This window comes from Syntrophomonas palmitatica JCM 14374, from assembly GCF_001311885.1.
In the GTDB taxonomy this organism is placed as follows: Bacteria; Bacillota; Syntrophomonadia; order Syntrophomonadales; family Syntrophomonadaceae; genus Syntrophomonas_A; species Syntrophomonas_A palmitatica.
This window is the reverse complement of record NZ_BBCE01000018.1, coordinates 25,322-51,905: the sequence shown is the minus strand read 5'-3', so window position 1 is coordinate 51,905 and position 26,584 is coordinate 25,322. Positions and strand designations below refer to the sequence as shown.

The following is a 26,584-nucleotide window of genomic DNA, read 5'->3' as shown; positions in this document are numbered from 1 at the left end:
ATAAAATAACAAAAACGCCAGTAAGGGGTGAACTAAAAGCCCGTAAACGTTGGGAGTGATGAGCATATACACAACCATATGTTCAATCTGCAAAAAGCAATTCGGGATTCCATTTTCCGATTTCCGTTACAAAGACATTAAATACAATCGTTGTGCAAATCATGTCTGTGATAAGTGTAGCAAAATGGTACAGGATGAATGCCAAAAGGTTACCGGGCTAACCCCGGAAGCAATTGACTTCTTTGATAAGATTCTCAGTGCCAGGAGCAGGTAGATTGTATTTTGAGGAATTTAAAATATGGGAACGAGGAGTGTTTTTCTGATGAAGATAACCAAAGAATTTAAACTGGTGGAGTGCTGTGGCACCGCCTATGAAATCGGATTGCAATGGGGCGAAGGCTGCCGGGAGAGTTTTTATCAGACTACCGCAAACAATTTTAATAATATGGAGTTAATGTACCAGGTTAAAAAAGAACAAGTTATGGCTATGGCAACGAAGTTCCTGCCATTAATCCAGCAATTTGACCCTTATTTGGTCGACATCATGAAAGGCCAGGCGGATGCAACTGGGTTAAGTTTTGCGGAAATCTTGACTAATCGCTGTATTTTTGAACTGCTTTTTTATTACCAGGCCATCATTAGCTTGTGTACTGGTTTTGCAGCTGCCGGAAACGCCACGGTTGGCGGTAGGACCATCCTAGGCCAGAATATCGACTGGGCACCTAGTGCAACGATTGACTTCTTAAAAGTCCACCATGAAGGTGGTCCAGATCAGTATATTCTCAGCTTCGCAAATTCTTCCGAGTATATCATTTCTTCTGCTGGTTACGGCATTTGCGCCATGGCTACTTTGGGTAAAAATTATGCCTTTAATCTTCCTTTGGCCTGTTATATGCCCCGGGTGATGCGGCAACAAAATATTCATGATGCTATGAAACTTCTAAGTCAAGTGGCCCGCGGCCTGGGCTATTATCATCTGGCTGATTCTAATGGTGTTATTATCGGTATTGAAAGCACCTATAATGATTATGAAATCATTTATCCGGATAACGACCTTATACTGCACTCCAACCATTATCTGACCGAACGTTTTAAAGATGACGATATGATGGCATATCTGGCGGAGATGGGATACATGCCCCCGATAATGGCCACGGAGAGCTTTGACCGTTACAAAAATATCAGCAGACTGATGCATAATGACTACGGCCGGATTACCCCTCAAACTGCCATGGAGATACTGGCAAACCACGAAAACTTTCCGCTTTCCATCTGCCGTCATGATGATTCCAGCACTACCCCGTCAGTGACCCTGGCATCATTTGTTATGGTTCCCGAGGAAGGAGCTATATATGTCACCTGCGGCCATCCCTGCGAGAATGAATATATCCGCTATAGCTTTTAGGTATGCGAATAAAATAAAACGCAGATGACAAGTGTGACGATAAAAAGAAAGAGTAATCTGTTTTGAAGGGAAACAGCGACAAGACATGCGTTGGCCTGGCAATTGCAAGGCTCTTCTTTTTTTAAATATAAATATCACGTTTTTGATAAGTGATATAGGTTAACACTGTGCAAGCAGTTATTATTGCTGCAGTTAAAAATATGAAGATGAAGCTGAAGGAACCTTTCATAACCTCGATAACTGGAAAGTATTTGAAAGGGGTTAGATATTTCAGAAAATCAATTTTATTATAGAGATCAATGGCCGCTGATAGAAAAAAGGTGGTTAAAAATAAGGCTGTGGACAAAGAGGCCGCTCTCTTAGCGTTATTCGCCAGGCCCGATATAGTCAGGCCAATGGATGCATAAATAAATTGCTGCATGAATAAGGAAATCATCAGGTAGCCTATCTGATTGTTAATAGGTTCGCCCCGGTTATATTTAGCCGCGAAGAACAACGACGCCAAATAGGTTACTAAATTAAATACCGCCAAATTTATAATAACCGCAGCTAACTTGGCGGTAATAATTTTACTGCGGGTAACAGGTTTTACAAATAAAAAATCGGCGCTTTTGTCCCGTTCCTCTTTGGAAATGATGTCCGCTCCCAGCATAACGGCATGCGTGCCGCCCAGCAGTGAGAAATACAGAAAAAAGATTCCGTAAAAACCGGATATAGAAGTTAAATCCAAATAATTAATGCCTAAAATACCTTTTATAACCGGCGGCAGCTGATTCAGGAATTCGTGGGCGCTTTGCCCTGCCGCTTCAAGGCCTGCAAATTTGACCATACCAATAGCAATCAGAATAATCATGGCCAAACACCATATAACCAGCGATGTTAAGTTGGAGCGCAGCTCTCTTAATACTATATTCATGGTGTACCTGCTTTCAGGTTTTTTTTAGTAAACTATAACGATGGAATATCCTTATGCTGGTAGATGATGAATGTTAGCAAAATAAAAAATACAGATAAAACTGCATCACTTAATACATAAGCAGTTTCATAGGCCTTGGCGTGATAATCCTGGCAATATCGAAATAGGCAAAGGGCGTGAAATATGCCAGCACCGGATCAGTCAGGGATTGATTCAACATTTGTAAAACGGCAAAACCGAAAACTATACCCAGCGCAAGCGGCAGTACGTTCTTAATCTTTCTAATCACGACTGAAAGAAAGAGTCCCAAGCCGGCAAAAAAAAGTCCTACCAGGAATAGACTAAGATTTATCAATACAAAGACAGATTTATTAAAAGGTTGAGCAGCTATTACCTGCACAATAATTAGTGCGCCAAAAAAATATAGGACGGTTTGCAGCCCTAAAAGCGTTAATACACTCAACCCTTTGGCAGTTACTATGGCATTGCGAGAAACGGGCTTGGATAATAAAAAATCGGCGGTTTTGACGCGGATTTCCTCTGATAAGGCTGACATGCCGGACTTCAGAGCGTAGACCGAAGAGACCAGCAGGATAAACATGAATATATAACCGTAAAAACCAATACGGTAGTCAAGTCCAGGGTGGTCAATCCCATGGCCCGTACTACCTCGGGCGGAAATTGGCTGGCGATTTTACTGATTAAAGCAGCGTCTTGTGATACGGCGGAAAACATCATCATGAAGAACCACAATCCCAGGATCATTCCCAGGGTCCAATAGAGCATGGAACGTATTGACATCTTCAGCTCGTGACAGTAAATATTCATAAGATTAGGCTTCCTTTTCATAATAGTGCATGAATATCTCCTCCAATGAAGGTTCTTCTACAATAAGGTTGTTTATTTTTCTCGTATATAGTTTGGCAATGATTTTATTGATATCACCGTTATAAAGGAAGCTTACCGTCTTTTCATGCACAGATAAACTTTCAATTCCCGCCAGATCAAAATAATCCGCCATAACCGGTTCCGCCATTTCAACCTTGAATCGCTTGTAATTTTTTTGTCCCAGTTCATTAATATCTTCGATTTTAACCATGGATCCTTCTTTAATTATGCCTACCCGTGTACATATTTTCTGTACCTCGCTCAAAATATGCGATGAGAAAAGAACGGTAACTCCGTTTTGGTTTTCTTCACGAATCAGTTCAAAGAACCTGTGTTGCATGAGGGGGTCCAGCCCCCCGGTCGGTTCGTCCAAAATGATGAGTTTGGGGCGGTGCAGCAGGCCTTGTACTATTCCGACTTTCTTTTTACTGCCATAGGAGAGATCGTCAATCTTTTTGTTTACATCCAAATCCATTATTTTAGCTAATTCATAAATACGTTTGCTGTTTGTATGGGGATAAAAACTGGCGGAATACTTTAACAGGTCGATAACCTTCATATTGTCATAATAGTACACCTCGGAAGGTAGATAGCCTATTTGCCGTCTGATTTCCGGTCCTTCTTTGATGCAATCCCTGCCGAATATTTTTGCTGATCCGCTGGTTGGATATATTAGTCCCAGAAGGGTTCTGATGGTAGTGGATTTACCAGCCCCGTTGGGCCCGATGAACCCGAATATTTCTCCTTCCTGCACCTCAAAGCTGACCTCAATAATCCCCCGGGCCTGTCCATAATATTTGGTCAGTTTGTTAGTTTCTATCACATGCATGCTGTATTCTCCGCGTCTATTATAAACCTGTTTTTATCTTAACCGGCCTGGGCGGGAAATATGCCGCGGACGCTGGCCTTCAAATATGTGTGGTTTCGGACAGGCTTCTAGCGTTTTAACGTGATAAACAAGGAAATAGTAAATATTAAAAGAATATTTGCCAGCGATGAATCGTAAATTACCTGCTCCCTCCCTGAGAAATCAACAAGTATACAACTCAAATTGACAAATCCTATGTTAAAATGCGATATAACAATGTTACTTTGGAGGTAAATCATGAAGAAGATATTCGTTGAATTAGATCAATTAAGGGATATTGTCAAAGAGTATCCCACTCCGTTTCATCTTTATGATGAGAAGGGCATTAGGGAAAATGCGCGCCGTTTGTACGAGGCCTTTTCTTGGAATCCCGGTTTCAAGGAGTTTTTTGCGGTCAAAGCCACGCCTAATCCCACCCTGCTTAAGATATTGAAAGAAGAGGGATGCGGGGTAGATTGTTCATCTTATACGGAACTTATGTTAAGTGACGCTTGTGGTTTTGAAGGAAGCGACATCATGTTTTCATCAAATGTTACGCCTCGCGAAGATTTCATACTGGCCCGGCGGCTGAACGCTACTATCAACCTGGATGACATTACCCACATAGACTTTTTGGAGAAGGTTGCGGGGATACCGGAAACCATTAGTTGCCGTTACAATCCCGGCGGTGATTTTGTTATAAACAATCAGATTATGGATACGCCCGGTGAGGCCAAATACGGTTTTACACGCCGGCAGCTGACTGACGGGTTCAAAATTCTGCAGGGCAAAGGTGTCAAGCATTTTGGCCTGCATGCATTCCTGGCCAGCAACAATACTGATAATAACTACTACCCGACATTGGCTCGCATATTGTTCCAAACGGCGGTAGAACTGAAACGGGAAACAGGGGCGCATATAGCCTTTATAAATTTCTCAGGGGGTATTGGCATACCTTATCGTCCGGAACAGGAGGCTGCCGATATTTTTGCAATCGCCGACGGGGTGCGTCAGGTTTATGAGGAAATCCTGGTTCCTGCGGGTATGGAGGACATTGCTATCTATACTGAATTGGGACGTTATATGACTGGTCCCTATGGCTGCCTCGTAACTACGGCCATTCATCATAAGAACATCCATAAAAATTACGTGGGTCTGGACGCCTGCGCCGCCAACCTCATGAGACCGGCCATGTATAAGGCCTATCACCATATAACTGTTATGGGTAAGGAAGACCTGCCTGCTGATCATATGTACGATGTTACTGGCGGACTATGCGAAAACAATGATAAATTCGCTATTGACCGTATGCTGCCTAAAGTTGATATTGGAGATCTGGTCGTAATTCATGATACCGGCGCGCACGGCTATGCAATGGGATACAATTATAATGGGAAGTTACGCTCAGCTGAAGTGCTGCTGAGAGAGGACGGAACGGCGCAACTTATAAGGCGCGCCGAGACTCCGGCCGACTATTTTGCGACTTTTGATTTTGATGAGTCGGTTAACGCCAAGCTAATCGGAAAAAGATTTCGCTAAACACAAATCATATGGCAGTTTTTCGATTAAATATGGAATAAAGCGGGACAAGGTTGTCAGTATTGGCTTTAGTCAAGCATGCACACAGAACAAACGTTTGCCTCATCGCTGTAATAATGCTATACTAAAGTAATCTATACAGCTTTGAGGTGAGTTTTGTGGATACAATGACGAAGCTTTCGGTTTTAACCGGAGCGGCTAAATATGATGTGTCCTGCGCCTCCAGCGGGATTTCGCGGGGTAATGCGGGAGGAATGGGCAGCACCGTATCATGCGGGATATGCCATGCCTGGTCAGAGGATGGACGCTGCATATCGTTGCTCAAGGTACTATTGAGCAACGATTGTATTTATGATTGCCGCTATTGCGTCAACCGGCGTTCTAATGACGTACCCCGCGCGAGTTTTACCGCCCGGGAGATTGCTGATCTGACTATGCAATTCTACCGGCGTAATTATATCGAAGGATTGTTTCTTAGTTCCGCTGTGGAAAAATCTCCTAACTACACCATGGAGAAGGTCATTCAGGTTCTGACCGAGCTTCGCCAAAGATATGAGTTTTTCGGATATATACATATTAAAATCATCCCGGGCGCTGACCCGAATTTGGTTTATCAGGCCGGGCTGCTGGCCGATAGGATGAGTGTAAACATTGAACAGCCCAGTGAAGAGAGCCTGCGCTTAATGGCGCCGCAGAAATCCCTCCCTATGGTTTATTCACCTATGAAACAGGTGAAAGAACAGATTATCATAAATAGGGAAGACCGCAGACATTTCCGCCATACTCCCAAATTTGCACCTGCCGGCCAGTCCACCCAGATGATCATCGGAGCCAGCCAGGATTCAGATTTGACCATCCTGCAGACCACCCAGAACCTGTACCAGAATTATAAATTGAAACGTGTTTATTATTCGGCCTATGTTCCGGTTAATGAAGATTCTAATCTTCCGTCACTTGCTACCGCTCCGCCTCTTTTACGGGAGCATCGTTTATACCAATCTGACTGGCTCCTGCGTTACTACCATTTTACAGTAGATGAAATAGTCGACCCATCTCATGCCTACCTGGAAACAGATGTTGATCCCAAGATGTCATGGGCTTTGCGTCATCCGGAGTATTTCCCGCTGGAGATTAACCGGGCCAGTTATGAAGAGCTGCTAAGGGTTCCGGGGATCGGGGTAAAATCAGCCCGGCGCATTATGTCCCAGCGCCGGCTGGCCTATATCTCTGCTGATGATTTAAAAAAGCTGGGGGTAGCTTATAAAAGAGCCCAGTATTTTATCACCTGCAAAGGCGTTTATTCCGGAAATAAACCCTTTGACCCCTTGACGGTGCGCAGGATTTTAGCCCCGCCGCAGCCTCAAGCGGTGCAGCTGTCTTTGTTCTGAGGTGTAAGGTGTTGTCTGACTAATGTGTTGGTGATAATCAGGAAAGGAAAAACATGGATTATTTATACGATGGCAGCTTTGACGGGCTATTAACCTGTGTTTACTATAATTATTACCGGGAAAAAGCCAACGGCATCTATTACCGGGAAGGCTACCAGCCTTCGCTGGCAGATAGCAGTTGTGATGTGGTCACCAACCCCGATTATGCTCATAGGGTATATAAGGCCATCGAGGAAAAACTGTCCGGCAATTCACTGCATAACATCTATCATACTTTTTTATCGTCATGTCCGGACAAAGAGAACCTTATTTTAAACTATCTGCGTTTGGGATTTCGCCTTGGCGCGAAACTTGATTCATACCATACTCACCCTGATGTTCAGCCTTTGCACAAAACTGCCCGCAAGGTGACTCTAGAGGTGCATCGCCTTTTGGGGTTGCTGCGCTTTAGCGATAACGGCAAATTCTTACATGCAAAAATTACACCCGATCACAATATTCTGCCTTTATTAGCCGATCATTTTGCCGAGCGTCTTAAGAATGAACGCTGGCTGATTGAAGACTGTAAAAGATACCTGGCCGTCATTTATGATGGACAGAACAAAAACAACCGTCCCAACACCCAGCGGCCCTGGTACCTGCTTAACCTGGAGCAACCTCTGGACAGTGCCATACTTGAACAAGACCCTTATGAGGAACTATGGAAGCTTTATTTTTATAAAATTTGTATAGATTCAAGACGCAATCCGCGCCTGCAAGCGCAATTTGTTCCATATCGTTACCGTAAACATCTGGTCGAATTCCAGCCTTATTTTAATGATAACGATTCATAAGGAGACGCCTTTGAATTACGCGGCAGCTAAAAAGCAAGCGGCAGAAAATAGAATCTCTGATAGCGGCAGAGCAGGAAAGGCTTATTAAAATAGATATCGCCATCTGGGATATGGCGGAAGCATTTGCTCAGGGCGAAGGGTGCTTTTTTTGACTTAAATTAGGTATGGATTGGATACTGTTATCTCTCTATGGTTGTGATAGAATATATATTGGTGCTCCGGCAGGAGTATAAATTATATTTATATAATATTCTAATTTAATCAGAGGTGTTAAATTTGAGTGGATTCTTTGGAGTTGTTTCAAAGGGTGACTGTGTTACTGATGTTTTTTTCGGTACCGATTATCATTCCCACCTGGGGACAAGCCGGGGGGGTATAGCTGTTTGGGATGGAAACAATTTTAATAATTCCATACACAACATAGAAAATACGCAGTTTAGAAGCAAATTTGAATCCGAACTGCCCAAAATGAAAGGCAATATGGGAATAGGATGTATTAGTGACATAGAACCACAGCCTTTGATAGTACGTTCACACCATGGTCAATATGCCATCAGTACAGTAGGAAGAATAAATAATTTAGATGAAATATCCAGCCGGGTTTTTACCAAAAACATGCATTTTCTGGAAACAAACAAAGGCACAATTAATCCAACTGAACTGGTATCTGTGATAATTGATCAGGAAAGTTCCTTTAAAGACGGGTTGTTAAGAGCCCAGGAATTAATCGAAGGATCATGTTCAATTTTGCTGTTAACCCCTGAAGGGTTATTTGCGTCCAGGGATAGATTGGGCAGAACTCCTATAATTGTGGGCAGGAAAGAAGGTTCATACTGCGTTTCATTTGAATCCTGCGCTTTCCCCAACCTGGGATACATGTTTTATTATGAATTGGGTCCGGGAGAAATTGTATTTCTAAACCCGGATGGGATTGAGAAAGTATCTCCTTCTCGGGATAAAATGAAAATTTGCGCTTTCTTGTGGGTTTATTATGGCTACCCGTCTTCAACCTATGAAGGTATGAACGTAGAGGTAATGCGGTATAGAAACGGCGCCCTTTTGGCGAGAAACGACAATGTGGAAATAGATATGGTGGCCGGCATACCTGATTCCGGGGTTGGCCATGCTATAGGTTACTCTAACGAATCCAAAGTTCCATTTGGACGCCCGTTTATTAAATATACCCCTACATGGTCCCGCAGTTTTATGCCACAAGATCAGGATATCAGAAACCTGGTGGCCAAAATGAAACTGATGCCGGTTCCGGAACTTGTATATAATAAAAGTTTGCTTTTTTGCGATGATTCCATTGTTCGCGGCACACAGCTGCGGGAAACTGTAGATTTACTCTATAAGTGCAAAGCCCGTGAAGTGCATATCAGACCGGCCTGCCCGCCGCTGGTATTTGGCTGCAAATACTTGAACTTTTCAACTTCTCGATCGGAAATGGATTTGGCGGCCCGACAGGCCATTATAGAACTGGAGGGAAAAGAGCCCGAGTCACTGGATAATTATTGTGATCCGGCCAATGAAAAATACCATTGCATGGTGGACTGCATATGCAAAAGACTCGATTTTTCTTCATTAAAGTACCAAAACCTGCACGATATGATCGAAGCCATCGGTATAGAACCGGATAAAATATGCACCTATTGCTGGAACGGCAAGGAATAAAATAAGGTTTTGAAAAACCAACGAAAGACCTCCGTTGAAATACGGAGGTCTTTTTTATTATAAGACGCATCGTGAAACAGCTAATAGTAAAAACTAATATAGCCAGCGCATCATAAATGGATTATAAAGGAGAAAGACATATGGCAGACAAGCAGGCAAATGAAGAAAAGCACCTGAATATTCTTCTATTCAGTGCGGATTATGATAAATGTTTGGCGGCTTTCATCCTGGCCAACGGGGCCAGGGATATGGGGATGCAGGTAACCATATTTTGCGCCTTCTGGGGGTTGCTGATACTAAGAGAAGAACATAAGGTCAGCCCTAAAAACAAGGATCTTTATAAAAAAATATTTGCGGCTATGACCCCTGCCAATGTCGAAGATTTGCCGTTATCCAAAATGAATTTTGCCGGTGTAGGCAAGTCTATGCTGGTCAGCATGATGGATAATCAGGATGCCCCGCATCTTTCTGATTTTCTTAGAGGCGCCAGAAATAAAGGCGTTCGCTTTTGTGCTTGTAAACTGTCTATGGAAATCATGGGTTTTACCGAAGAAGAACTGATATCCGATATAGAAGTCGCTGATGTGAAAATATACCTGGAAGATGCTGCCAAGGCCGATATCAGCTTATTTATTTAAAATTTAAACCAACTTGGCCTGAAATGGTTTGCTGTTTGATCTCATTAAATCCAGGCAGTTCATCATTGCTGTTCAGGGCTTATCTGAACAACATCAATTCGGATCGTGATTGGGCTTAAACATTCAAAAAGAGACGCGATATAAACATTATTTATTTCCAGAAGGCTTATCGATATGATGCTTTTAATAGTCTGATTTCTTCAGCATAGCCGGATATTTCATTCGGGGTTTCCAAGTAGAATGGTAAATGACGCAAGAGGGGATGATTGATAGTATTTATAATGGCTTCCACACCTATTATACCTTCCCCGATGCGGGCATGGCGATCCTTCAAGCTGCCAAAAGGCTGCAGGCTGTCATTAAGGTGAACAGCCTGCAGCCTTTTTAAACCAATTATCTTATCAAATTGTTCTAACACTCCATCCAGGTCGTTGACAATGTCGTAACCCGCACAATAAATATGGCAGGTGTCCAGACAGACTCCCAGCTTATTATCTAATTCTACTCGGTCCAGGATCTGTTTGATTTCCTCAAAACTTTTACCTATTTCACTCCCTTTTCCGGCCATTGTTTCAATCAGCACGGTTGTGGCCTGTTCTGCGAACATAACGCTATTAAGAAGGTTAGCAACAAGCTCAATTGCGGTTTCAACTTTTTGCTGCATACGGTTTCCCGGGTGAAAAGCATATAAATTATTCGGTAGATATTCCATCCTGCCAGATCATCGGCCATTACAATATGTGCAAACTCTAGTACTCTCGCATCAGGGGAGCAGGGATTTAACGTATATGGGGCATGAGCCAGAATCGGCGCAAAATTATGTTCCTTTGCCAATACCATCAGCATAGCAGCATCGTTTGCATCCATTGGTTTGGCCTGGCTTCCGCGAGGATTGCGGGTAAAAAACTGAAATGTATTAGCGCCTATACTCAGCGCTTCTTCTCCCATATGTTTGAAGCCCTTGGAGGCAGATAGATGACAGCCGATATTTAACATATAGCTTTGAACCCCCTGATTCAATAATAAAAATAGCAGATATCAGATATGATGAAAGGACTGGTCAATGATATAACCAGCCCTCTTCAGTATTATACCAGCTTGTTTATTGATTTATAATGTCCGCGTGGTATTCCTGCAAAGATTTTAACCTGGTGAGTGAATGATCATCTTGGTTATAAGCGGCAATACCCTTGGCACTGGCCAAGGCTGCAGCCATAGTCGTCAGATAAGGTACTTTTGATTTAATGGCCGCTTTACGTATATATGAATCATCCTGTTTGCTGCGTTTTCCGGAAGGGGTATTGATGACCAGATTAATCTCTCCGTTAGTAATAGCGTCTACAATATTGGGACGACCTTCATAAAGCTTTTTGATTTCTTCGCAGTCTATGCCATTTTCCTGCAGGAACTTGCAGGTTCCTGCGGTGGCTTTTATTTTAAAGCCCATCTTGGCGAATTCGCGAGCCGTCTCCAGAGCTGCCGGTTTATCCTGATCATTTATACTAATCAAAACTGTCCCCGATAAGGGCAGTAAAGATTGGGTGGCTTCCTGAGCTTTATAATATGCCAGTCCAAACGAATCGGCGATGCCTAATACTTCTCCGGTAGACCGCATTTCCGGGCCCAGTATGGGGTCGACCTCCTGGAACATATTGAAGGGGAATACTGCTTCTTTGACTCCATAATGGGGAATGTTTCTAGATTTAAGGTTATTGACGGAGTATTTTTTACCGGAATGAGCGGCCATCATTATTTCAGTAGCTATCCTTGCCATAGAAATATTACAGACCTTAGATACCAGGGGAACAGTCCGCGAAGCTCTGGGATTGGCCTCTAGAACATAAACCCGGTCATCAGCTATAGCATATTGCATATTCATCAGGCCGATTACATTGAGTTCTTTGGCAATCTTTCTGGTATACTCCTCAATGGTAGCAACATGCTGCGCCGGGATGCTGATGGGCGGAATTACACAGGCAGAGTCTCCAGAGTGGATGCCGGCCAGTTCTATGTGCTCCATTACAGTTGGCACAAAAGCATCGTTTCCATCGGCAATGGCGTCAGCTTCAGCTTCTATAGCATTGCTGAGGAACCGGTCTATCAGAATCGGCCTCTCCGGTGTTACCCCGACAGCCGCAGAAACGTACTGGCGGAGCATTTCTTCATCGTGAACAACTTCCATACCTCGCCCACCCAAAACATAGGAAGGCCGCACCATCAAAGGATAGCCGATGCGTTTGGCGATGGCCAGGGCTTCCTCAATATTGACCGCCATGCCTGACTCGGGCATGGGAATATTCAGCTTATCCATGATCTTGCGGAAACGGTCACGGTCTTCGGCCAGGTCTATTGTTTCCGGGGTAGTACCCAGAATGGTTACACCTGCTTTAGCCAGTTCTGCGGCAATGTTCAAGGGGGTCTGACCGCCAAATTGAACGATTACCCCCAGGGGTTTTTCTTTTTCATAGATGCTGAGAACATCTTCCACAGTGAGCGGTTCAAAATACAATTTATCCGAAGTATCATAGTCGGTTGATACCGTTTCTGGATTGCAGTTGACGATAACCGTTTCATAACCCAGATCCCGCAGGGCAAAGGCGGTATGCACGCAGCAGTAGTCAAATTCAATACCCTGACCTATCCGGTTGGGGCCTCCGCCCAAAATCATAACCTTTTCGCGATTGCTGGACGTGGTTTTATCCGGAGCATTATAGGTAGAAAAATAATATGATGCGTTTTCCACGCCGCTTACCGGGACCGCTTCCCATCCTTCCACGACACCCAAAGCGGTTCTGCGTTCACGAATTTCGGTTTCGGACTTATCTAACAAGAAGGCTAAGTAGCGATCAGCAAAACCGTCCTTTTTAGCCTGAATAAGCAATTCGTCCGGCAGCTGCCGCTCTCTATATTTTAATATTTCTTCTTCAAGCTCAACCAGTTCTTTCATTTGCTGTATAAACCACGATTTTATATGGGTCAGGTGATAAAGATGTTCAACATCAGCGCCTTTGCGCAAGGCTTCATACATAATAAACTGGCGTTCACTGGACGGTTCTGCCAGCATTGAAAGCAGTTCATCTAGTGAACGTTGGTTAAAGTCTTTGGCGAAGCCTAAACCATATCGACCGATTTCCAGGGAGCGAATAGCTTTTTGAAAGGCTTCCTTATAGTTTTTGCCGATGCTCATTACTTCGCCGACAGCCCGCATCTGGGTTCCCAGCTTGTCGATGGAACCCGGAAATTTTTCAAAGGCCCAGCGGGCGAATTTAATTACTACATAATCGCCTGAAGGCGTGTATTTATCGAGGCTGCCATCCCTCCAATAAGGAATCTCATCCAGTGTCATACCTGCTGCGAGCATGGTGGAGACCATGGCAATGGGAAAGCCGGTAGCTTTGGAAGCCAATGCGGAGGAACGTGATGTGCGGGGATTAATTTCGATAATCACTACCCGCCCGGTTTTGGGGTCGTGGGCGAACTGAATGTTAGTTCCGCCAACGACTTCTATAGCATCCACAACATCGTAGGAATACTTTTGTAATCGCTGCTGGAGTTCAGGGCTGATGGTCAGCATAGGGGCCGCGCAAAAAGAGTCTCCGGTATGCACACCCATGGCATCGATATTTTCGATAAAACAGACTGTAATCTTCTGGTTCTTGGCGTCACGAACCACTTCCAGTTCGAGTTCTTCCCAGCCCAGAACCGATTCCTCGACCAGGATTTGCCCTACCAGACTGGCCGCTATTCCTCGGCTGGCCACGGTTCTTAATTCTTCAATATTATAAACCAGACCGCCGCCGGTACCCCCCATGGTATAGGCAGGACGAATAACCACGGGATACCCCAGTTCGCCGGCTATTTGTTCTGCTTCCTCAACACTGTAGGCTGGTTTGCTGAGAGGCATTTCTATACCCAATCGAGTCATGGTTTCTTTGAAGGCGATGCGGTCTTCACCCCGTTCGATAGCATCAACCTGCACGCCGATTACTTTGACCCCATATTGTTCCAAAACACCGGTTTTGTATAGTTCAGAACTCAAGTTTAAGGCTGATTGGCCCCCTAGATTAGGCAGCAAGGCATCAGGACGTTCTTTGGCAATTATGTCGGTGAGACTTCTAAGATTGAGCGGTTCAATATAAGTGGTATCCGCAATTCCCGGATCGGTCATAATAGTGGCAGGATTTGAATTGACTAATACAATCTCATAACCAAGTTTGCGCAGTGCTTTACAGGCCTGAGTACCCGAATAGTCAAATTCACAGGCCTGTCCAATCACAATCGGACCTGATCCAATAATCAATATCTTGTTAATGTCGTTTCGTTTCGGCATAGTATACCTCCTGTCTAACGATATTAAGCGGCTTTTAACCAGACATTATCAGTGTATTTCAAATCAAACTTACTAATTTTATCACAAAAATCAAATATGTCAAATGCGTTAGCAGCCTAAAACGGCGTGTATACTAGTATTCTTTTTCAAGAGAGAAGTGAATTGAGTGGGATTATCTGGCAGGTGTTTGCGCAATCATCGCCGCTGCTATTGCGGTACCGATACTGGAGCCGTCTTTACAAAGCCGCAGTGATATTTGGCCTGACGGAACATTAAGGATTTGGTAAAGGTTTTTTTGCAAGTTTTCGGCAAAACCGGGCATGTTTTCATATACTGAACCGTCAATGGCAATGGTATGTTCGTGCTGCAGAGCCGGATCAATGTAAACGAGGATACCGGCAAAGGAAGCAGCTATTAATTGAGCGGAACGGTTTACTACCAATTCACCAACATCTTTAATCAACCTTAGATCGTCATAACCTGGAGTGGTTATACCCCAGTTTTCCCTGAGAACCCCGGCTGTTTTTTCGAGTTCATAACTATTGTCATGCAAAATAGATGCTAAGTGGCGGGATTCTAATGAATAAGGTGTTTCCCATGAAGCTGTCTTAGTTATTTTTAACCAGAGACCTTTTTTGTATAAGTCTAAACAAATAACCCTGACCAGTTCACCCAGGTACTGGCCGGAAACCATTTTCTCATAAAGCTGTTCTCCAGGACCCTGGCTGTTAAGGTCTATTTGCTTATCCCAGCGGGTGCTCTTTATACCAGTGTAGTTTCCGCATTCCAGGTTAATTATTTTTCCTTTTCCATCCGGTAGTTTTTGCACGCAGCAGCTGTTATGACCTGTGGCAATAATGGAGCCAATATCGGTATTGGGATCTGAATAGGCTGATGTCAGCAAAGTAGCAACAGTATCGTTGATCGTGACCACCAGATTGATTTTATCTGCCAGTCCATTGCGTTGCAAAGCCAGATTTAGCAGCTTGACTACATCCTGACCTTCGACACCGGGAGTTTTTATTTCCTTGGCCCATTTCAATAATTGACAGTGGTTAAGATTATTTTGTTTACAGGGAAACGAAAAAGTATAGCCTAGATTTACGACATAATTACAGTTTTCTATAACTTCAGCAATGAGGTTGGCCTGAAAATCAAAGAGGTCAGCAGCCGATAATGTATAATCCCTTTGCGGATCACGAAAACCATATGTAACCTGTGACAGGATTTTATAACGACCCTGACCCTGAAGTTCAATAAGTGAAGCCCGGGCTCTGGTTCCGCCAATATCCAATACACAGAATAAACCGGTTTCTTCGCCATTTGGCAGATTTAAGGCATAAGAAACTATAGGCAGACTGGAAGGCTTTCCGCTGAGTGCGGTGTCAATTTCCTGTTTAAATCCCCGGGATATCTCCACAAGTTCCTGTATGCTCAATATAAATTCATTTTGCAGCTCCTGCAGGCAGTTTTTCATAAATATGCGGCAAGAAGTATAAACGCTCCCACCATATCCTCCTCAGTTGATTGATAGGGTTAGTATGGCAGAATTATATTTATAATTTCAAAATTATGTACGTCTATTTTTAAATAAATAATATTTGATTATACTTAGTATAACTGATATTATCCATATAAAGGTTCGGATAGGAGGTTTATTTGTGAAAGTAAAAATTGAAATACTTAATGGAACGAATGCCTCGGGGGGAGGGTGCAGCTGCTGCCCATCGGCTGGAAGCTGCGGGACCAATCCCTACGAAGAGTACGAGGCAGTAGTGGAAAAGGTATCTGAGGATTTGAAAGAAAAATTCGGTGAACAGGTGACGATACAGTATATCAATGCTGATCAGGAAGGATTGGGTAATTACCCGCTGGTAAGCAAGGTTCTGCAGATGGGTTATCCCTATCCAATTACAGTCATCGATGGAGAACCCAAATTTGCCGGAGGAATCATGGTGCCCGAATTAGTAAGCAGTATCGAGGGAATTCTGAAACAACAATAATTACAGCAATATTAGGAAAAACGAAGACGGTTCCAACCTTAATACAGGCTGGCGGGAACCGTCTTTTTATGTATAAAAATAGCTATATTATTGCATATCCTTAGGTTATAGATTGTTTCGGCTATGTCCGGTAAACACAGGCTTTGAGGAGGATGTGTTCAGAGGGAAGTGTTTGCAAATGCCGATAAAACCGTATTTTTCTCGCGGTTTTAGGTTAGAATATCATTGATTCTCCCTATTATAGCTGTTATTATCCATGTAACCGGGGAAATTATTTATATTGTTTTTAAGGAGGCATAGACATGTCAAATGAAACCATACTTGTGGAGATCCTAAACGGTACTAATATGTCCGGCGGCGGGTGAAGCTCATGCGGCTCAGCGGGAAGCTGCGGCACAAATCCTTATGAAGAATACCAGGGCATAGTGGAAAAAGTATCGGAAGACCTGAAAGAAAGCTTCGGCGATCAGGTTAGCCTGAAGTATATTGATGCGGATAAGGAAGGATTGGTTAATTACCCCTTGGTAAATAAGGTTTTACAAATGGGTTATCCATTCCCCATAACCGTGATAAACGGTGAGCCAAAATTTGCGGGCGGAATAATGGTTCCAGAATTAAAGAGCAGTATTGAAGAGCTTTTAAAACAATAAGTACAGTAATAAAATAAAAATGTTTTACGTGAAGCGGATTATATATCCGCTTTTCGTTTGTATTAGACAGTATATATTTAGTAAGCTATAAAATAAGTGATTGGATTTGGTATTTCCATATGAGAATGGAGCATGTCATATAATGAATATTAAAAACCCTGCGAATATTGGCCAAGGGAAGAAATATTACATTCTAACCTATGGCTGTCAGATGAATGTAAGGGATTCGGAAACCATGGCCGGATTATTGGATGCTATGGGTTATACGGAGAGTCCATCTCTTGAAGAATCTGATCTCATCGTTTTTAATACCTGCAGTGTGAGGCATTCGGCTGAAAATAAGGTATATGGGAAACTGGGAGAAGTAGCAGGTTTAAAAAGGCGCAAACCGGATTTGTTAGTAGCTTGGGGGGTTGCATGGCTCAGCTGCCGGAAGTAAGACAAAAGCTTCGTAAAAGCGGGGTTGACATCGTTTTCGGCACGCATAATTTACATGAATTGCCCTGGTTGATAGACGAAGCTGTGGAAAGCGGCGGCCCCGTTTATAGAATAACCGAGGACATGAGAGAGATTGTTGAAGGGCAGCCTGTGCGCCGCCATCAGGGGATCAGCGCCTTCGTTAATATAATGTATGGCTGCGATAATTTTTGCAGTTATTGCATAGTTCCATATACCAGGGGACGCGAGAGAAGCCGGGAACCAGCGGATATTATCACTGAACTGCGCCAAATTGCGTCTCAAGGGTACAAAGAAGTAACCCTTCTGGGTCAGAATGTTAATTCATATGGCCAAGGCCTGGAACATAATGTGGATTTTGCGGATCTTTTAAATCTCGCCAGTGAAGTTGAAGGCATTGACCGCATCCGTTTTACTACCTCTCATCCCAAGGATGTGAGTGACAAACTAATTCAGTGTATAGCTGCTAACCGTAAGGTATGCGAACATATACACATGCCGTTGCAGGCCGGGAGTAACGAGGTCCTGCGCCGCATGAACCGTAAATACTCTCGTGAACACTATCTCGAACTGGCAGGAAAGGTCAGGAGCGAGATACCCGGAGCAGCTATAACCAGCGATTTGATAGTGGGTTTCCCGGGTGAAACCTCCCGGGACTTTGAAGACACGATTGATATGGTGGAAAAGGTGCGGTTTGAAGCGGCGTTTACCTTTATGTACTCAATACGCTCCGGCACCAGGGCGGCGAATTTGCCCGACCAGGTTCCTTTAGAGGAGAAAAGGCGCCGATTGAAACACCTTAATGACGTGCAATATGCTATCGCCGACCAGATTAACCATGCTATGGAAGGGATGGCATATGAAGTGCTGGTGGAGGGGCATAGTAAAACTAATCTTGCCAAACTTACCGGGCGCACACGCAGCAATCACATCGTAATCTTTTCTGGTCCAGAATATTTAATTGGGCGGCAGATTAATGTTAAAATAACGAAAGCAACTACATTTTCATTATTCGGAGAATTAGTTGAGGAATAAGGAATGATTTCACGCGGATTGAGAAAGGTTTTTGCAGATTGGTTACAGTGTTATATATCCTATTAATCGGAACATCATTTTCAGCGTAAGTCATAGAAAGTCTGCGTCTAATTAGTATTTAAAGGAGGAGAAGCATTTGCACATAGAAGAGATTATTCGCATGGCGACAGAATTGGGTAATGCCATCGCCGAGTCCGAGCCTGCAGAGGAATTAAGGGATGTCCAGGCGCGGCTGCTCCAAGACGTTGAATCCTATCAACTCATAATTAAATATGAGGATATGAAAACCAAGATTGAACACAAAATAGAAGACGGTCTGCCCGTAAGCCGGGATGAAGAGGACCAATTAGAGGATTTTGAAAACCTGTTAAATATGAATCCGCTTATCAATGAATTAATTCAAGTGCAAGAACAGTTTAATGACCTCTTGCGGGCTGTTTTTCATGCTGTTAATCATGCCTTGTCTGGCGGCTGCGGGGACGATTGCGATTGTGACGGCATGTGTATGTAATTAAAAGACAGATTGAAACGAGATAGGCTTGCCGTCAGGACAAGTCTTTCTTTTTGGAGGATCAGGGATGAGCGGGTATACCCCGATGATTGAACAATACCTGCAGATAAAAAACCAGTACCAGGATGCCATTCTTTTTTTTCGCCTGGGCGATTTTTACGAAATGTTCTTTGAGGATGCAATAAAGGCTTCAAGAGAACTGGAGATAGTACTCACCTCACGTGATGGCGGACAGGAAAAGGTTCCTATGTGCGGTGTTCCATATCACGCTGTGGAGAACTACCTGGCTAAACTGGTGTCCAAGGGGCATAAGGTAGCAATATGTGAACAGGTGGAAGATCCGCGTGAAGCCCGAGGAGTAGTAAAACGGGAGGTTATACGGATTGTAACCCCGGGCAGCATCCTGGAAGACATAATGCTGGATGAAAAACGCAACAACTACCTGGCTGCGGTTATAGAAAGCCACATATGCGCTTTAGCCTGGGCGGATATCTCTACTGGTGAATTTCGCGTGGCAGAGTTCAGCGGTAAAGACGGCTGGCCCAAACTGCTTAGTGAGCTGCAGCGCCTTGCGCCCGCGGAATGTTTGGTTCCCGAATGGAGTTCCCTGACGCCATCAGGGGGCGATGATCAAAATTGGCTTGATGATATAACCATAACCATAGATCACGAACCCATATCCACTGATAATGCCCGGCGCTTGTTACTGCAGCACTTTGGCGTAAACTCTCTGGAAGGCTTTGGCTTAAAGGATTATTCCTCCGGTATTCAGGCTGCAGCCGTCATTATCCGATTTCTGCAGGACAAATGTAAAACCAGGATTGACCACCTGCGCAGTATCAGTACATACAGTAAAGGCGATTACCTGGAAATGGACTTCAGCACGCGCCGTAACCTGGAACTTACGGTAAGCCTACGTGAGAACCGCCGCGAAGGTTCACTGTTAGCCATTTTGGATGGCTGTCTCAGTGCTCCCGGCAAACGCACCCTGCGCCGTTGGATTGAACAGCCTTTGCTGGACCTGGAAGAAATAAGATTGCGCCAGGATGGAGTAGAAGAAATATTAACAGATATAGAACTGCGTGAAAGACTGAAAAAGCTTCTGGCGTCAGTAAATGACCTGGAGAGAATAGCCGCGCGCATAGCGCCGAAATGGCCAGTCCCCGCGATCTGGTAGCCATGAAAAATACGATTCAGGCTGTACAGAATCTGGCCGACCTTCTAACTGAAAGCCATAGCAGCATTCTTCAGCACATATCTGCTTTAGACCGCCTGGATGACATTTATAATCTTTTAGAACGGGCCATCATGATGATGCATCCATTAATATCCGGGAAGGCAATATCATCAAGACCGGCTACCATGAAGAAATTGACGAGCTGCGCCGCTATTCCCAGCAGGGTTCACAGTGGCTGCTGGAATTCGAAAACCGGGAAAAACAACGAACCGGCATCAAGTACTTGAAGGTAGGCTTTAACCGGGTATTCGGCTACTATATTGAAATAAGCAAATCCAACCTGAATATGGTTCCGGACAATTACCACCGCAAACAAACCCTGGCTAACACCGAACGCTTTATTTGTGAAGAACTTAAGGAATATGAGGAAAAAGCCCTGGGAGCGCGAGACCGGCTTTTTGCCCTGGAATACCAGGAATTTGTCAAGCTGCGTAATGAACTCATTAAGGATCTGACGCGCATCCAGGACAGCGCACACAGGATCGCCGTCCTGGATGTGCTTTACGCACTGGCTGACAGAGCCTATATGTATAATTATAACCGCCCGGTGCTGAATAACAGCCAGGGTATAGTCATAAAAAACGGACGTCACCCTGTGGTCGAACAGAGCCTGTCTGATGCGGGCTTTGTTCCCAATGATATCTGTATGGATACTGAGGAAAGGCAATTTGCCATTATTACCGGTCCCAATATGGGAGGCAAGAGCACTTTTATGCGCCAGGTAGCCTTGCTGGTAATCATGGCGCAGATGGGATCGTTCGTACCGGCAGAATCTGTGCAAATGGGGATAGTTGATCAGATATTTACGCGAGTCGGAGCAGCTGACGACCTCAGTGCCGGGCAGAGTACCTTTATGGTGGAAATGCTGGAAGTAGCCAATATACTGCATAATGCCGGCAGAAAAAGCCTTATAATATTGGATGAGATCGGCAGAGGCACCAGCACCTATGATGGCTTGAGCATCGCTCAGGCGGTGGCCGAGTATATTCATGACAAAATTAAAGCCAAAACGTTGTTTGCTACCCATTATCACGAATTAACCTCCTGGCGCAAAGCCATACGGGAATATACAACCTTACTGTAAGCGTCAGAGAAAGTGGTGAAAGGGTGGTATTTTTAAAGAAGGTTTTGCCAGGGAAGGCTGACAAGAGTTATGGACTGCACGTAGCGGCCCTGGCTGGAGTCCCCGATGAGGTAGTCAAACGCGGACAGGACATATTGCAGGAATTAGAGAAAAACCAACCCCCAAAAGGCGTTCCCGCTCTAATTCAGCCCATGCTGTTTGGTCATGATGACAATATAATACTGGAACTGCGGGAACTGGATGCTGATAAACTCAGCCCCCGCGAGGCCCTGAACCTGATATATCGTTGGAAAGAAAGCTTATGAACGTGGAAAGTAAGGTTTAAGGAGCATAACAACGGAGTGGCGCAAGTAAGACTGAATATTTACTGGAGGTGAAAGCGTTGTTAATCGGCATTGATGTAGGAGGTACTTATACCGATGGAGTGTTGTTCTCTGCGGGAAAAATAGCTGCCACCAGTAAACGGCCCACCAGCGAAGAGGATATCAGAGCTTGTGTGCTAGAGGTTCTGGATGATTTGCTTGATAAAGCCGGACCGGGAGAAATTGAGCGAATAGTATTGAGCACCACTCTGGTTACAAATATTCTGGCCACAGGACAGGGAGAGGATACCGCCCTGATTTTATTGCCCGGTTACGGACTGCCGCATGATGCCTACCAGATTTCCCCGGCTACTTATTACTTAAAGGGGGCCATAGATTTTCGCGGGCGCGAAATTGAGCCTCTGGAACCGGGAGAATTAAAAGCCGTATGCCGAGAAATTGCTGATTCCGGGGTCAAACGGGCGGCGGTGGCGGCCAAGTTTGCTAACCGTAACGACAGCCTGGAAAAACAGGTGCGTGATTATATTAACCGGCAATATCCAGACATTATCGTTTCCATAAGTTCGGAAGTATCAGCTAAGCTGAATTTCCCGCGTCGGGCGGCCAGTACTTACTATACAGCAATGACTATAAAAGAATGGAACCGTTTTGTGGATGATATAGAAAAAGCTCTGGCAGACAGAAAGTTATTCTGTGAGGCGCATGTTCTAAAAGCAGACGGAGGCACGGTTCCTCTGAATGTTGCGCGCAGGATGCCTTGTGAAACGGTTTTCTCGGGACCTGCTGCCAGCACCATGGGTGCTCTGGCTCTGAGCCGGGATGAATATAACTCGGTGGTCCTTGATATAGGAGGAACCACCACAGATATTGCCCTGATTATCGGCGGGGAACCCCTTTATGCATCAAAAGGAGCGCGCATCGAGGAACATTATACCCAGATCAATGCCTTTGCGGTTCGCTCCATTCCTCTGGGCGGGGACAGCGCGTTAACCGCGGGAGAGCAGGGGGTAAAACTTGAAAGTTTCCGGCGGGGACCGGCGGTTTGCTTTGGCGGTCAGACCCCCACCGTGACTGATGTATTTAATGTTTACAACCAACTTGCTATTGGGGATGAAGAACATTCCCGAAAAGCCTTGCAGGAACTAGCCGCAGCCAGTGGTCAGGATATGGAAGCGCTTTGCCGGGATGTTATTAATCAGGTCAAGGAAAGAGTATTGAAGTCTATACGGGAAATGTTTGAGGAATGGGAAAATGAACCGGCTTATAAGGTATGGGAGGTTATACACCGCCGCAGATTTGAACTGCAGCGTATGATTGGCATCGGGGCTGCAGCCCGGGCCATAGTCCCGTTGCTGGCAGATGAAATGAATGTACCCTGCTTTTTGCACCAGTACGCGGATGTGGCCAATGCGCTCGGAGCCAGTGTGGTCCGCCCCACTTTAAGCGTACAACTGCATATCGATACGCAGACTGATTCTTGTGCTATTGACCCAGGTGGAATTAAGACCGGTTTAAAACTGAACCGCAATTTTCAGCTGCAGGACGCCAAGGAAATGGCCCGGCAGCAGCTGGAGGAAATTGGCCGCGCCAGGGGGATGCAGGATTATACCTCGCAGTACAAGTTCTTTATGGAAGAACAGTTTAATATGATCCGGGGTTACAACAGTTCAGGCAAGCTTTTTGAAGTTGGCATCCAGGTTACACCTGGTTTTATTGAGGAATTTAAGGGGGTTGAAATATGAAGCCGACCGGTATTCTATTTTTTCCGGCTTTTGACTGGGCTATTACCCCGACTCATCCTGAAAGGGAAGAACGTCTATTATATACCAGAGACCAGATATTTGAGGAAGGCATCATGGATTTGCCGCAAATCAGGGAATATGAACCGGGAATTGCCAGTCATAAAGATATTGCCCGGGTTCATTTCTGCGTTCCTGATGTAGACGCGCAGATAACTGAGGCTCACCTGATATCGGCGGGCTCTGCTTTGCGCATCGCTGATGCCGTGATGCGGGGAGAAGTTCGCAATGGTTTTGCTATAGTGCGTCCCCCGGGACACCATTCCATGACCGTAAGCCATGGCAACCGCGGCTTTTGCAATATCAACAACGAAGCCATAATGGTCGAGTACCTGCGCCAAAAATACGGATTGAAAAAGATTGCCATTGTTGATACCGATGTTCACCATGGTGATGGTACGCAGGAAATATTCTGGGATGATCCCGATGTGCTGTTTATATCTTTCCACCAGGATGGACGTACCCTCTATCCCGGCAGCGGTTTCATAGATGAACTGGGAGGACCGTTGGCCTTCGGAACCACCATTAATATGCCCCTCAAGCCGCGCACTACCGATACTGGTATCCTCTATGCCCTGGATCAGCTGATTATGCCGCTCCTGGAAGAATTCAAACCTGATATAATAGTCAATTCAGCCGGCCAGGATAATCACTACAGCGACCCTTTAGCTGATATGGCCTTCAGCGCTCAGGGTTATGCGAAGCTGAATGCCAGGCTGGCACCCGATATAGCAGTTTTAGAGGGGGGCTATTCGGTGGAAACGGCCTTGCCCTATGTGAACATGGGCTTGATTATGGCTATGGCTGGGCTTGATTTCAGCCGTCTGCGGGAACCGGATTATAAACCGGAACGTTTTAAAGAGTCCTCTTCCAATCTGGAATATATCCAGAAGATAGCGGACCGGCAGCTAGAAATTTTCCGCCGCCGGGAGGATTTTATCGCCGCCAACCGGCAAAAGGGAGGAGAGTTCTTCCAAAATCACCGCAGCATTTTCTATGATACCGATTATATCCATGAGGAACAAAAGGTACAAATAAGGAATTGCAGCGACTGTGGAGGCTTCAGATGATAGAATCTTCAGCGCAGCATCATAATGGTCACTATTACAGGGTTCATTGCATTTCCATACCAATCAACAGCTGCACCCGCTGCCAGACTGAAGCCCGGTCCATATATAAAGAAAAATCAGGCTATGGCAAATTTGATTTGATTTACCTGCAAGACCGGGCCGCAGATGTTTATCGCTGCCTGGATGTGAAAACAGATAATGAAATGGTGCTCTAAATATGACTATTCAGCTGCTAAGCGACAGTTTAATAAACAAAATCGCCGCCGGTGAAGTTATAGAAAAACCTGCTTCGGTAATTAAAGAATTGGTGGAAAATTCACTTGATGCCGGTGCGACTGCCGTTAAGGTCAGCATTAAGAACGGCGGGCTTGACCTGATTGAAGTGGAAGATGACGGCCAGGGTATGAGCTTTGAAGAAATCCCGCTGGCTTTTTTGCGCCATGCCACCAGCAAGATTAATAAAGAAGAAGATTTATATAATATACATACCATGGGTTTTCGCGGTGAAGCTCTGCCCAGCATTGCATCGGTTTCCCGCGTGGAACTTTATACCAAAACTGTTAATCATGATGGAGTACACGCCCGGCTGGAAGGGGGGCGAATGGATGAACACGAATACCATGCTTGTCCAGAGGGGACCAGGTTGATTGTCCGTGAGCTGTTTTTTAATACCCCGGCCCGTAAGAAATTTATAAAATCGCCGGTTAGTGAGGGCAACCAGGTTTATGATCTCATCACCCGTTACGCTCTGGCCAGACCGGAAGTGTGCTTTAGTTTCAACAATGAGAAAAGGACTTATTTCAAAACCCCGGGCAATGGCAGTCTGCGTGACACGGTTATCTCTATTTATGGCAGTGATTTCGCATCTCATCTGCTGGACATAAGCTATATCAGCCCTTCGGCCAGCCTTACCGGGCTTATTGGCAGACCTGAACTGGTGCGGGCCAACCGCAGGCAGGAGATGCTCTTCGTAAACCAACGTCCGGTGCGCAGCGCCTTGCTGTACCGCGCGGTGGAGGCGGCTTATGCGGGGTTTCTTTTGGCCAGGGAGTTCCCGGTGGTTATTTTGACCCTGCAGCTCCCGCCTGATAGTGTGGATGTAAATGTTCACCCGCAAAAAAGTGAAGTGCGTTTTCAAGATGAGAAAGCTGTATTTCAAATCGTGCAGGGCGTTTTGAAAGATGCCCTGGTCAGTGCGGACAGCAGGCCAGGCGAATATATATTCAAGCAGCCGATTTCATATAATTATATGCCGTCCCCCCCATCAGCAGCCCCGCTGTTCAGGGAGCAAAATGTGTTTCAAAATTCGTCAGGCTTTGAACAGTCAAGGCCAACGGCTTTTAACAGTATAGATTATATTGGTTTGCCGCACAATGAAGCATTGGAGGTATTACCTGGGGATGAACTTAAAATAATCGGCCAGGTACTTAACAGCTACATTGTTATCGAACACCAGGATGCGCTGTGGCTGGTGGACCAGCATGCTGCTCATGAACGGATACTATATTCATATTTAATCGGTTCAGCCTCGGCTGGTGAGGAAGCGGCGCAGATACTGGCCATTCCCTTGAGCATTGAATTGTCCAGCCGTGAAATGGAAACGGTTGAACAGCATAGGGAAGTTTTTGCTGCGATGGGATTTCATCTGGAGTCACTGGGACCTAACACTCTGGTGATACGTTCGGTACCAACCGTGGTGGCAGGCAATGAAGAAGAGATTCTGCGTGAAGTCCTGGAAATGCTTACAACGAAACGTGATCCCGATATAAAACAGCGCGCTGTGACTATGATGGCCTGTAAAAAAGCCATTAAGGCCGGCGAGGTTTTACGTCATTATGAAATGGAAAAACTGCTTATAGATTTGTTAAGAGTCCCGGATTACAAGAACTGCCCGCATGGGCGGCCTACAATGGTGAAACTGGATCATCATGACTTAGACCGTATGTTTAAGAGGTAAA

General features: G+C 45.0%; 25 protein-coding genes and 2 pseudogenes. 20 read left to right on the top strand and 7 right to left on the bottom strand.

Annotated elements, in window-relative coordinates; translation table 11 throughout:
• The first annotated feature begins 55 nt into the window (after positions 1–55).
• Together JCM14374_RS13615 and JCM14374_RS10550 are read left to right on the top strand one after the other, a co-directional pair.
• Positions 56–274 carry a hypothetical protein gene (locus JCM14374_RS13615; protein WP_172674209.1) on the top strand — a complete coding sequence of 73 codons (219 nt, stop codon included), beginning with the start codon at positions 56–58 and terminating at the stop codon, positions 272–274.
• A gap of 48 nt (positions 275–322) precedes the next feature.
• Entirely contained in the window at positions 323–1,405 is a 1,083-nt protein-coding gene (locus JCM14374_RS10550; protein WP_054697017.1) for a C45 family autoproteolytic acyltransferase/hydrolase, read from the top strand.
• A gap of 121 nt (positions 1,406–1,526) precedes the next feature.
• Here JCM14374_RS10550 and JCM14374_RS10545 read toward each other — a convergent pair whose 3' ends face one another.
• From JCM14374_RS10545 to JCM14374_RS10535, 4 genes are all read right to left on the bottom strand, one after another.
• Positions 1,527–2,321: an ABC transporter permease subunit gene (locus JCM14374_RS10545; RefSeq protein WP_054697015.1), complete on the bottom strand. Its 795-nt coding sequence runs from the start codon at positions 2,319–2,321 to the stop codon at positions 1,527–1,529.
• Positions 2,322–2,430: 109 nt separating this feature from the next.
• Complete coding sequence (locus JCM14374_RS10540; RefSeq protein ID WP_054697012.1) at positions 2,431–2,922, bottom strand: ABC transporter permease subunit; 492 nt, start codon at positions 2,920–2,922, stop codon at positions 2,431–2,433.
• On the bottom strand, positions 2,886–3,149 hold the full coding sequence (locus tag JCM14374_RS13610; RefSeq protein ID WP_157049081.1) for a hypothetical protein: 264 nt from the start codon (positions 3,147–3,149) through the stop codon (positions 2,886–2,888). Before JCM14374_RS13610 ends, JCM14374_RS10540 begins: the two co-directional genes overlap by 37 nt.
• Positions 3,150–3,153: 4 nt before the next feature.
• Complete coding sequence (locus tag JCM14374_RS10535) at positions 3,154–4,038, bottom strand: ABC transporter ATP-binding protein (protein WP_054697009.1); 885 nt, start codon at positions 4,036–4,038, stop codon at positions 3,154–3,156.
• A 276-nt stretch (positions 4,039–4,314) separates the two neighbouring features.
• On the opposite strand from JCM14374_RS10535, the gene JCM14374_RS10530 reads away from it, so the two are divergent.
• From JCM14374_RS10530 to JCM14374_RS10510, 5 genes are all read left to right on the top strand, one after another.
• Positions 4,315–5,595, top strand: coding sequence for a diaminopimelate decarboxylase (locus tag JCM14374_RS10530; protein WP_054697006.1), 1,281 nt, complete (start codon positions 4,315–4,317; stop codon positions 5,593–5,595).
• A 167-nt stretch (positions 5,596–5,762) separates the two neighbouring features.
• Positions 5,763–6,983, top strand: coding sequence for a putative DNA modification/repair radical SAM protein (locus JCM14374_RS10525; protein ID WP_054697054.1), 1,221 nt, complete (start codon positions 5,763–5,765; stop codon positions 6,981–6,983).
• A gap of 53 nt (positions 6,984–7,036) precedes the next feature.
• On the top strand, positions 7,037–7,816 hold the full coding sequence (locus JCM14374_RS10520) for a TIGR03915 family putative DNA repair protein (RefSeq protein WP_054696996.1): 780 nt from the start codon (positions 7,037–7,039) through the stop codon (positions 7,814–7,816).
• A 276-nt stretch (positions 7,817–8,092) separates the two neighbouring features.
• Complete coding sequence (locus tag JCM14374_RS10515; protein WP_054696995.1) at positions 8,093–9,490, top strand: amidophosphoribosyltransferase; 1,398 nt, start codon at positions 8,093–8,095, stop codon at positions 9,488–9,490.
• 140 nt (positions 9,491–9,630) lie between these two features.
• On the top strand, positions 9,631–10,128 hold the full coding sequence (locus JCM14374_RS10510; RefSeq protein WP_054696994.1) for a DsrE/DsrF/DrsH-like family protein: 498 nt from the start codon (positions 9,631–9,633) through the stop codon (positions 10,126–10,128).
• 166 nt (positions 10,129–10,294) lie between these two features.
• Here the strand turns inward: JCM14374_RS10510 and JCM14374_RS10505 are convergent.
• The 3 genes and pseudogenes from JCM14374_RS10505 to JCM14374_RS10495 all read right to left on the bottom strand — a co-directional run bounded on the left by JCM14374_RS10505 (position 10,295) and on the right by JCM14374_RS10495 (position 15,935).
• A pseudogene (locus JCM14374_RS10505) lies at positions 10,295–11,124 on the bottom strand (deoxyribonuclease IV).
• A 106-nt stretch (positions 11,125–11,230) separates the two neighbouring features.
• Positions 11,231–14,458 (bottom strand): carbamoyl-phosphate synthase large subunit, encoded by a 3,228-nt coding sequence (gene carB / locus JCM14374_RS10500; protein WP_054696993.1) that lies wholly within the window; start codon positions 14,456–14,458, stop codon positions 11,231–11,233.
• Positions 14,459–14,630: 172 nt separating this feature from the next.
• Positions 14,631–15,935: a hexokinase family protein gene (locus JCM14374_RS10495; RefSeq protein ID WP_054696992.1), complete on the bottom strand. Its 1,305-nt coding sequence runs from the start codon at positions 15,933–15,935 to the stop codon at positions 14,631–14,633.
• Positions 15,936–16,119: 184 nt separating this feature from the next.
• On the opposite strand from JCM14374_RS10495, the gene JCM14374_RS10490 reads away from it, so the two are divergent.
• The 13 genes and pseudogenes from JCM14374_RS10490 (at position 16,120) to mutL (ending at position 26,583) form a co-directional block, all read left to right on the top strand.
• Entirely contained in the window at positions 16,120–16,461 is a 342-nt protein-coding gene (locus tag JCM14374_RS10490; RefSeq protein WP_054696989.1) for a hypothetical protein, read from the top strand.
• A 425-nt stretch (positions 16,462–16,886) separates the two neighbouring features.
• Complete coding sequence (locus JCM14374_RS10485) at positions 16,887–17,111, top strand: hypothetical protein (protein WP_054696986.1); 225 nt, start codon at positions 16,887–16,889, stop codon at positions 17,109–17,111.
• 211 nt (positions 17,112–17,322) lie between these two features.
• Positions 17,323–17,550, top strand: a complete 228-nt coding sequence (locus JCM14374_RS15835) for a hypothetical protein (protein ID WP_369397359.1) — start codon at positions 17,323–17,325, stop codon at positions 17,548–17,550.
• The gene (gene miaB / locus JCM14374_RS10480; protein ID WP_369397358.1) at positions 17,517–18,602 is read left to right on the top strand and encodes a tRNA (N6-isopentenyl adenosine(37)-C2)-methylthiotransferase MiaB; all 1,086 of its coding nucleotides are present in this window, start codon (positions 17,517–17,519) and stop codon (positions 18,600–18,602) included. Before JCM14374_RS15835 ends, miaB begins: the two co-directional genes overlap by 34 nt.
• Positions 18,603–18,738: 136 nt before the next feature.
• Positions 18,739–19,113 (top strand): YlbF/YmcA family competence regulator, encoded by a 375-nt coding sequence (locus JCM14374_RS10475; protein WP_054696983.1) that lies wholly within the window; start codon positions 18,739–18,741, stop codon positions 19,111–19,113.
• Positions 19,114–19,180: 67 nt separating this feature from the next.
• On the top strand, positions 19,181–20,290 hold the full coding sequence (locus tag JCM14374_RS14880) for a MutS N-terminal domain-containing protein (RefSeq protein WP_242848965.1): 1,110 nt from the start codon (positions 19,181–19,183) through the stop codon (positions 20,288–20,290).
• Positions 20,266–20,577, top strand: coding sequence for a hypothetical protein (locus JCM14374_RS14875; protein WP_242848964.1), 312 nt, complete (start codon positions 20,266–20,268; stop codon positions 20,575–20,577). Before JCM14374_RS14880 ends, JCM14374_RS14875 begins: the two co-directional genes overlap by 25 nt.
• A pseudogene (gene mutS / locus JCM14374_RS14870) lies at positions 20,460–21,523 on the top strand (DNA mismatch repair protein MutS); the annotation flags it as partial. The gene JCM14374_RS14875 and the pseudogene mutS, both read left to right, overlap by 118 nt.
• A 102-nt stretch (positions 21,524–21,625) precedes the next feature.
• Complete coding sequence (locus tag JCM14374_RS16090; RefSeq protein ID WP_500797396.1) at positions 21,626–21,739, top strand: hypothetical protein; 114 nt, start codon at positions 21,626–21,628, stop codon at positions 21,737–21,739.
• Between the two features lie 77 nt (positions 21,740–21,816).
• Complete coding sequence (locus tag JCM14374_RS10465) at positions 21,817–23,499, top strand: hydantoinase/oxoprolinase family protein (protein ID WP_054696980.1); 1,683 nt, start codon at positions 21,817–21,819, stop codon at positions 23,497–23,499.
• The gene (locus JCM14374_RS10460; RefSeq protein WP_369397357.1) at positions 23,496–24,626 is read left to right on the top strand and encodes a histone deacetylase family protein; all 1,131 of its coding nucleotides are present in this window, start codon (positions 23,496–23,498) and stop codon (positions 24,624–24,626) included. The genes JCM14374_RS10465 and JCM14374_RS10460 overlap by 4 nt, the downstream gene beginning before the upstream one ends.
• Complete coding sequence (locus JCM14374_RS15830) at positions 24,623–24,841, top strand: hypothetical protein (protein ID WP_369397355.1); 219 nt, start codon at positions 24,623–24,625, stop codon at positions 24,839–24,841. Before JCM14374_RS10460 ends, JCM14374_RS15830 begins: the two co-directional genes overlap by 4 nt.
• Before the next feature lie 2 nt (positions 24,842–24,843).
• The gene (gene mutL / locus JCM14374_RS10455; protein WP_054696977.1) at positions 24,844–26,583 is read left to right on the top strand and encodes a DNA mismatch repair endonuclease MutL; all 1,740 of its coding nucleotides are present in this window, start codon (positions 24,844–24,846) and stop codon (positions 26,581–26,583) included.
• The last annotated feature ends 1 nt before the right edge of the window (position 26,584 follow it).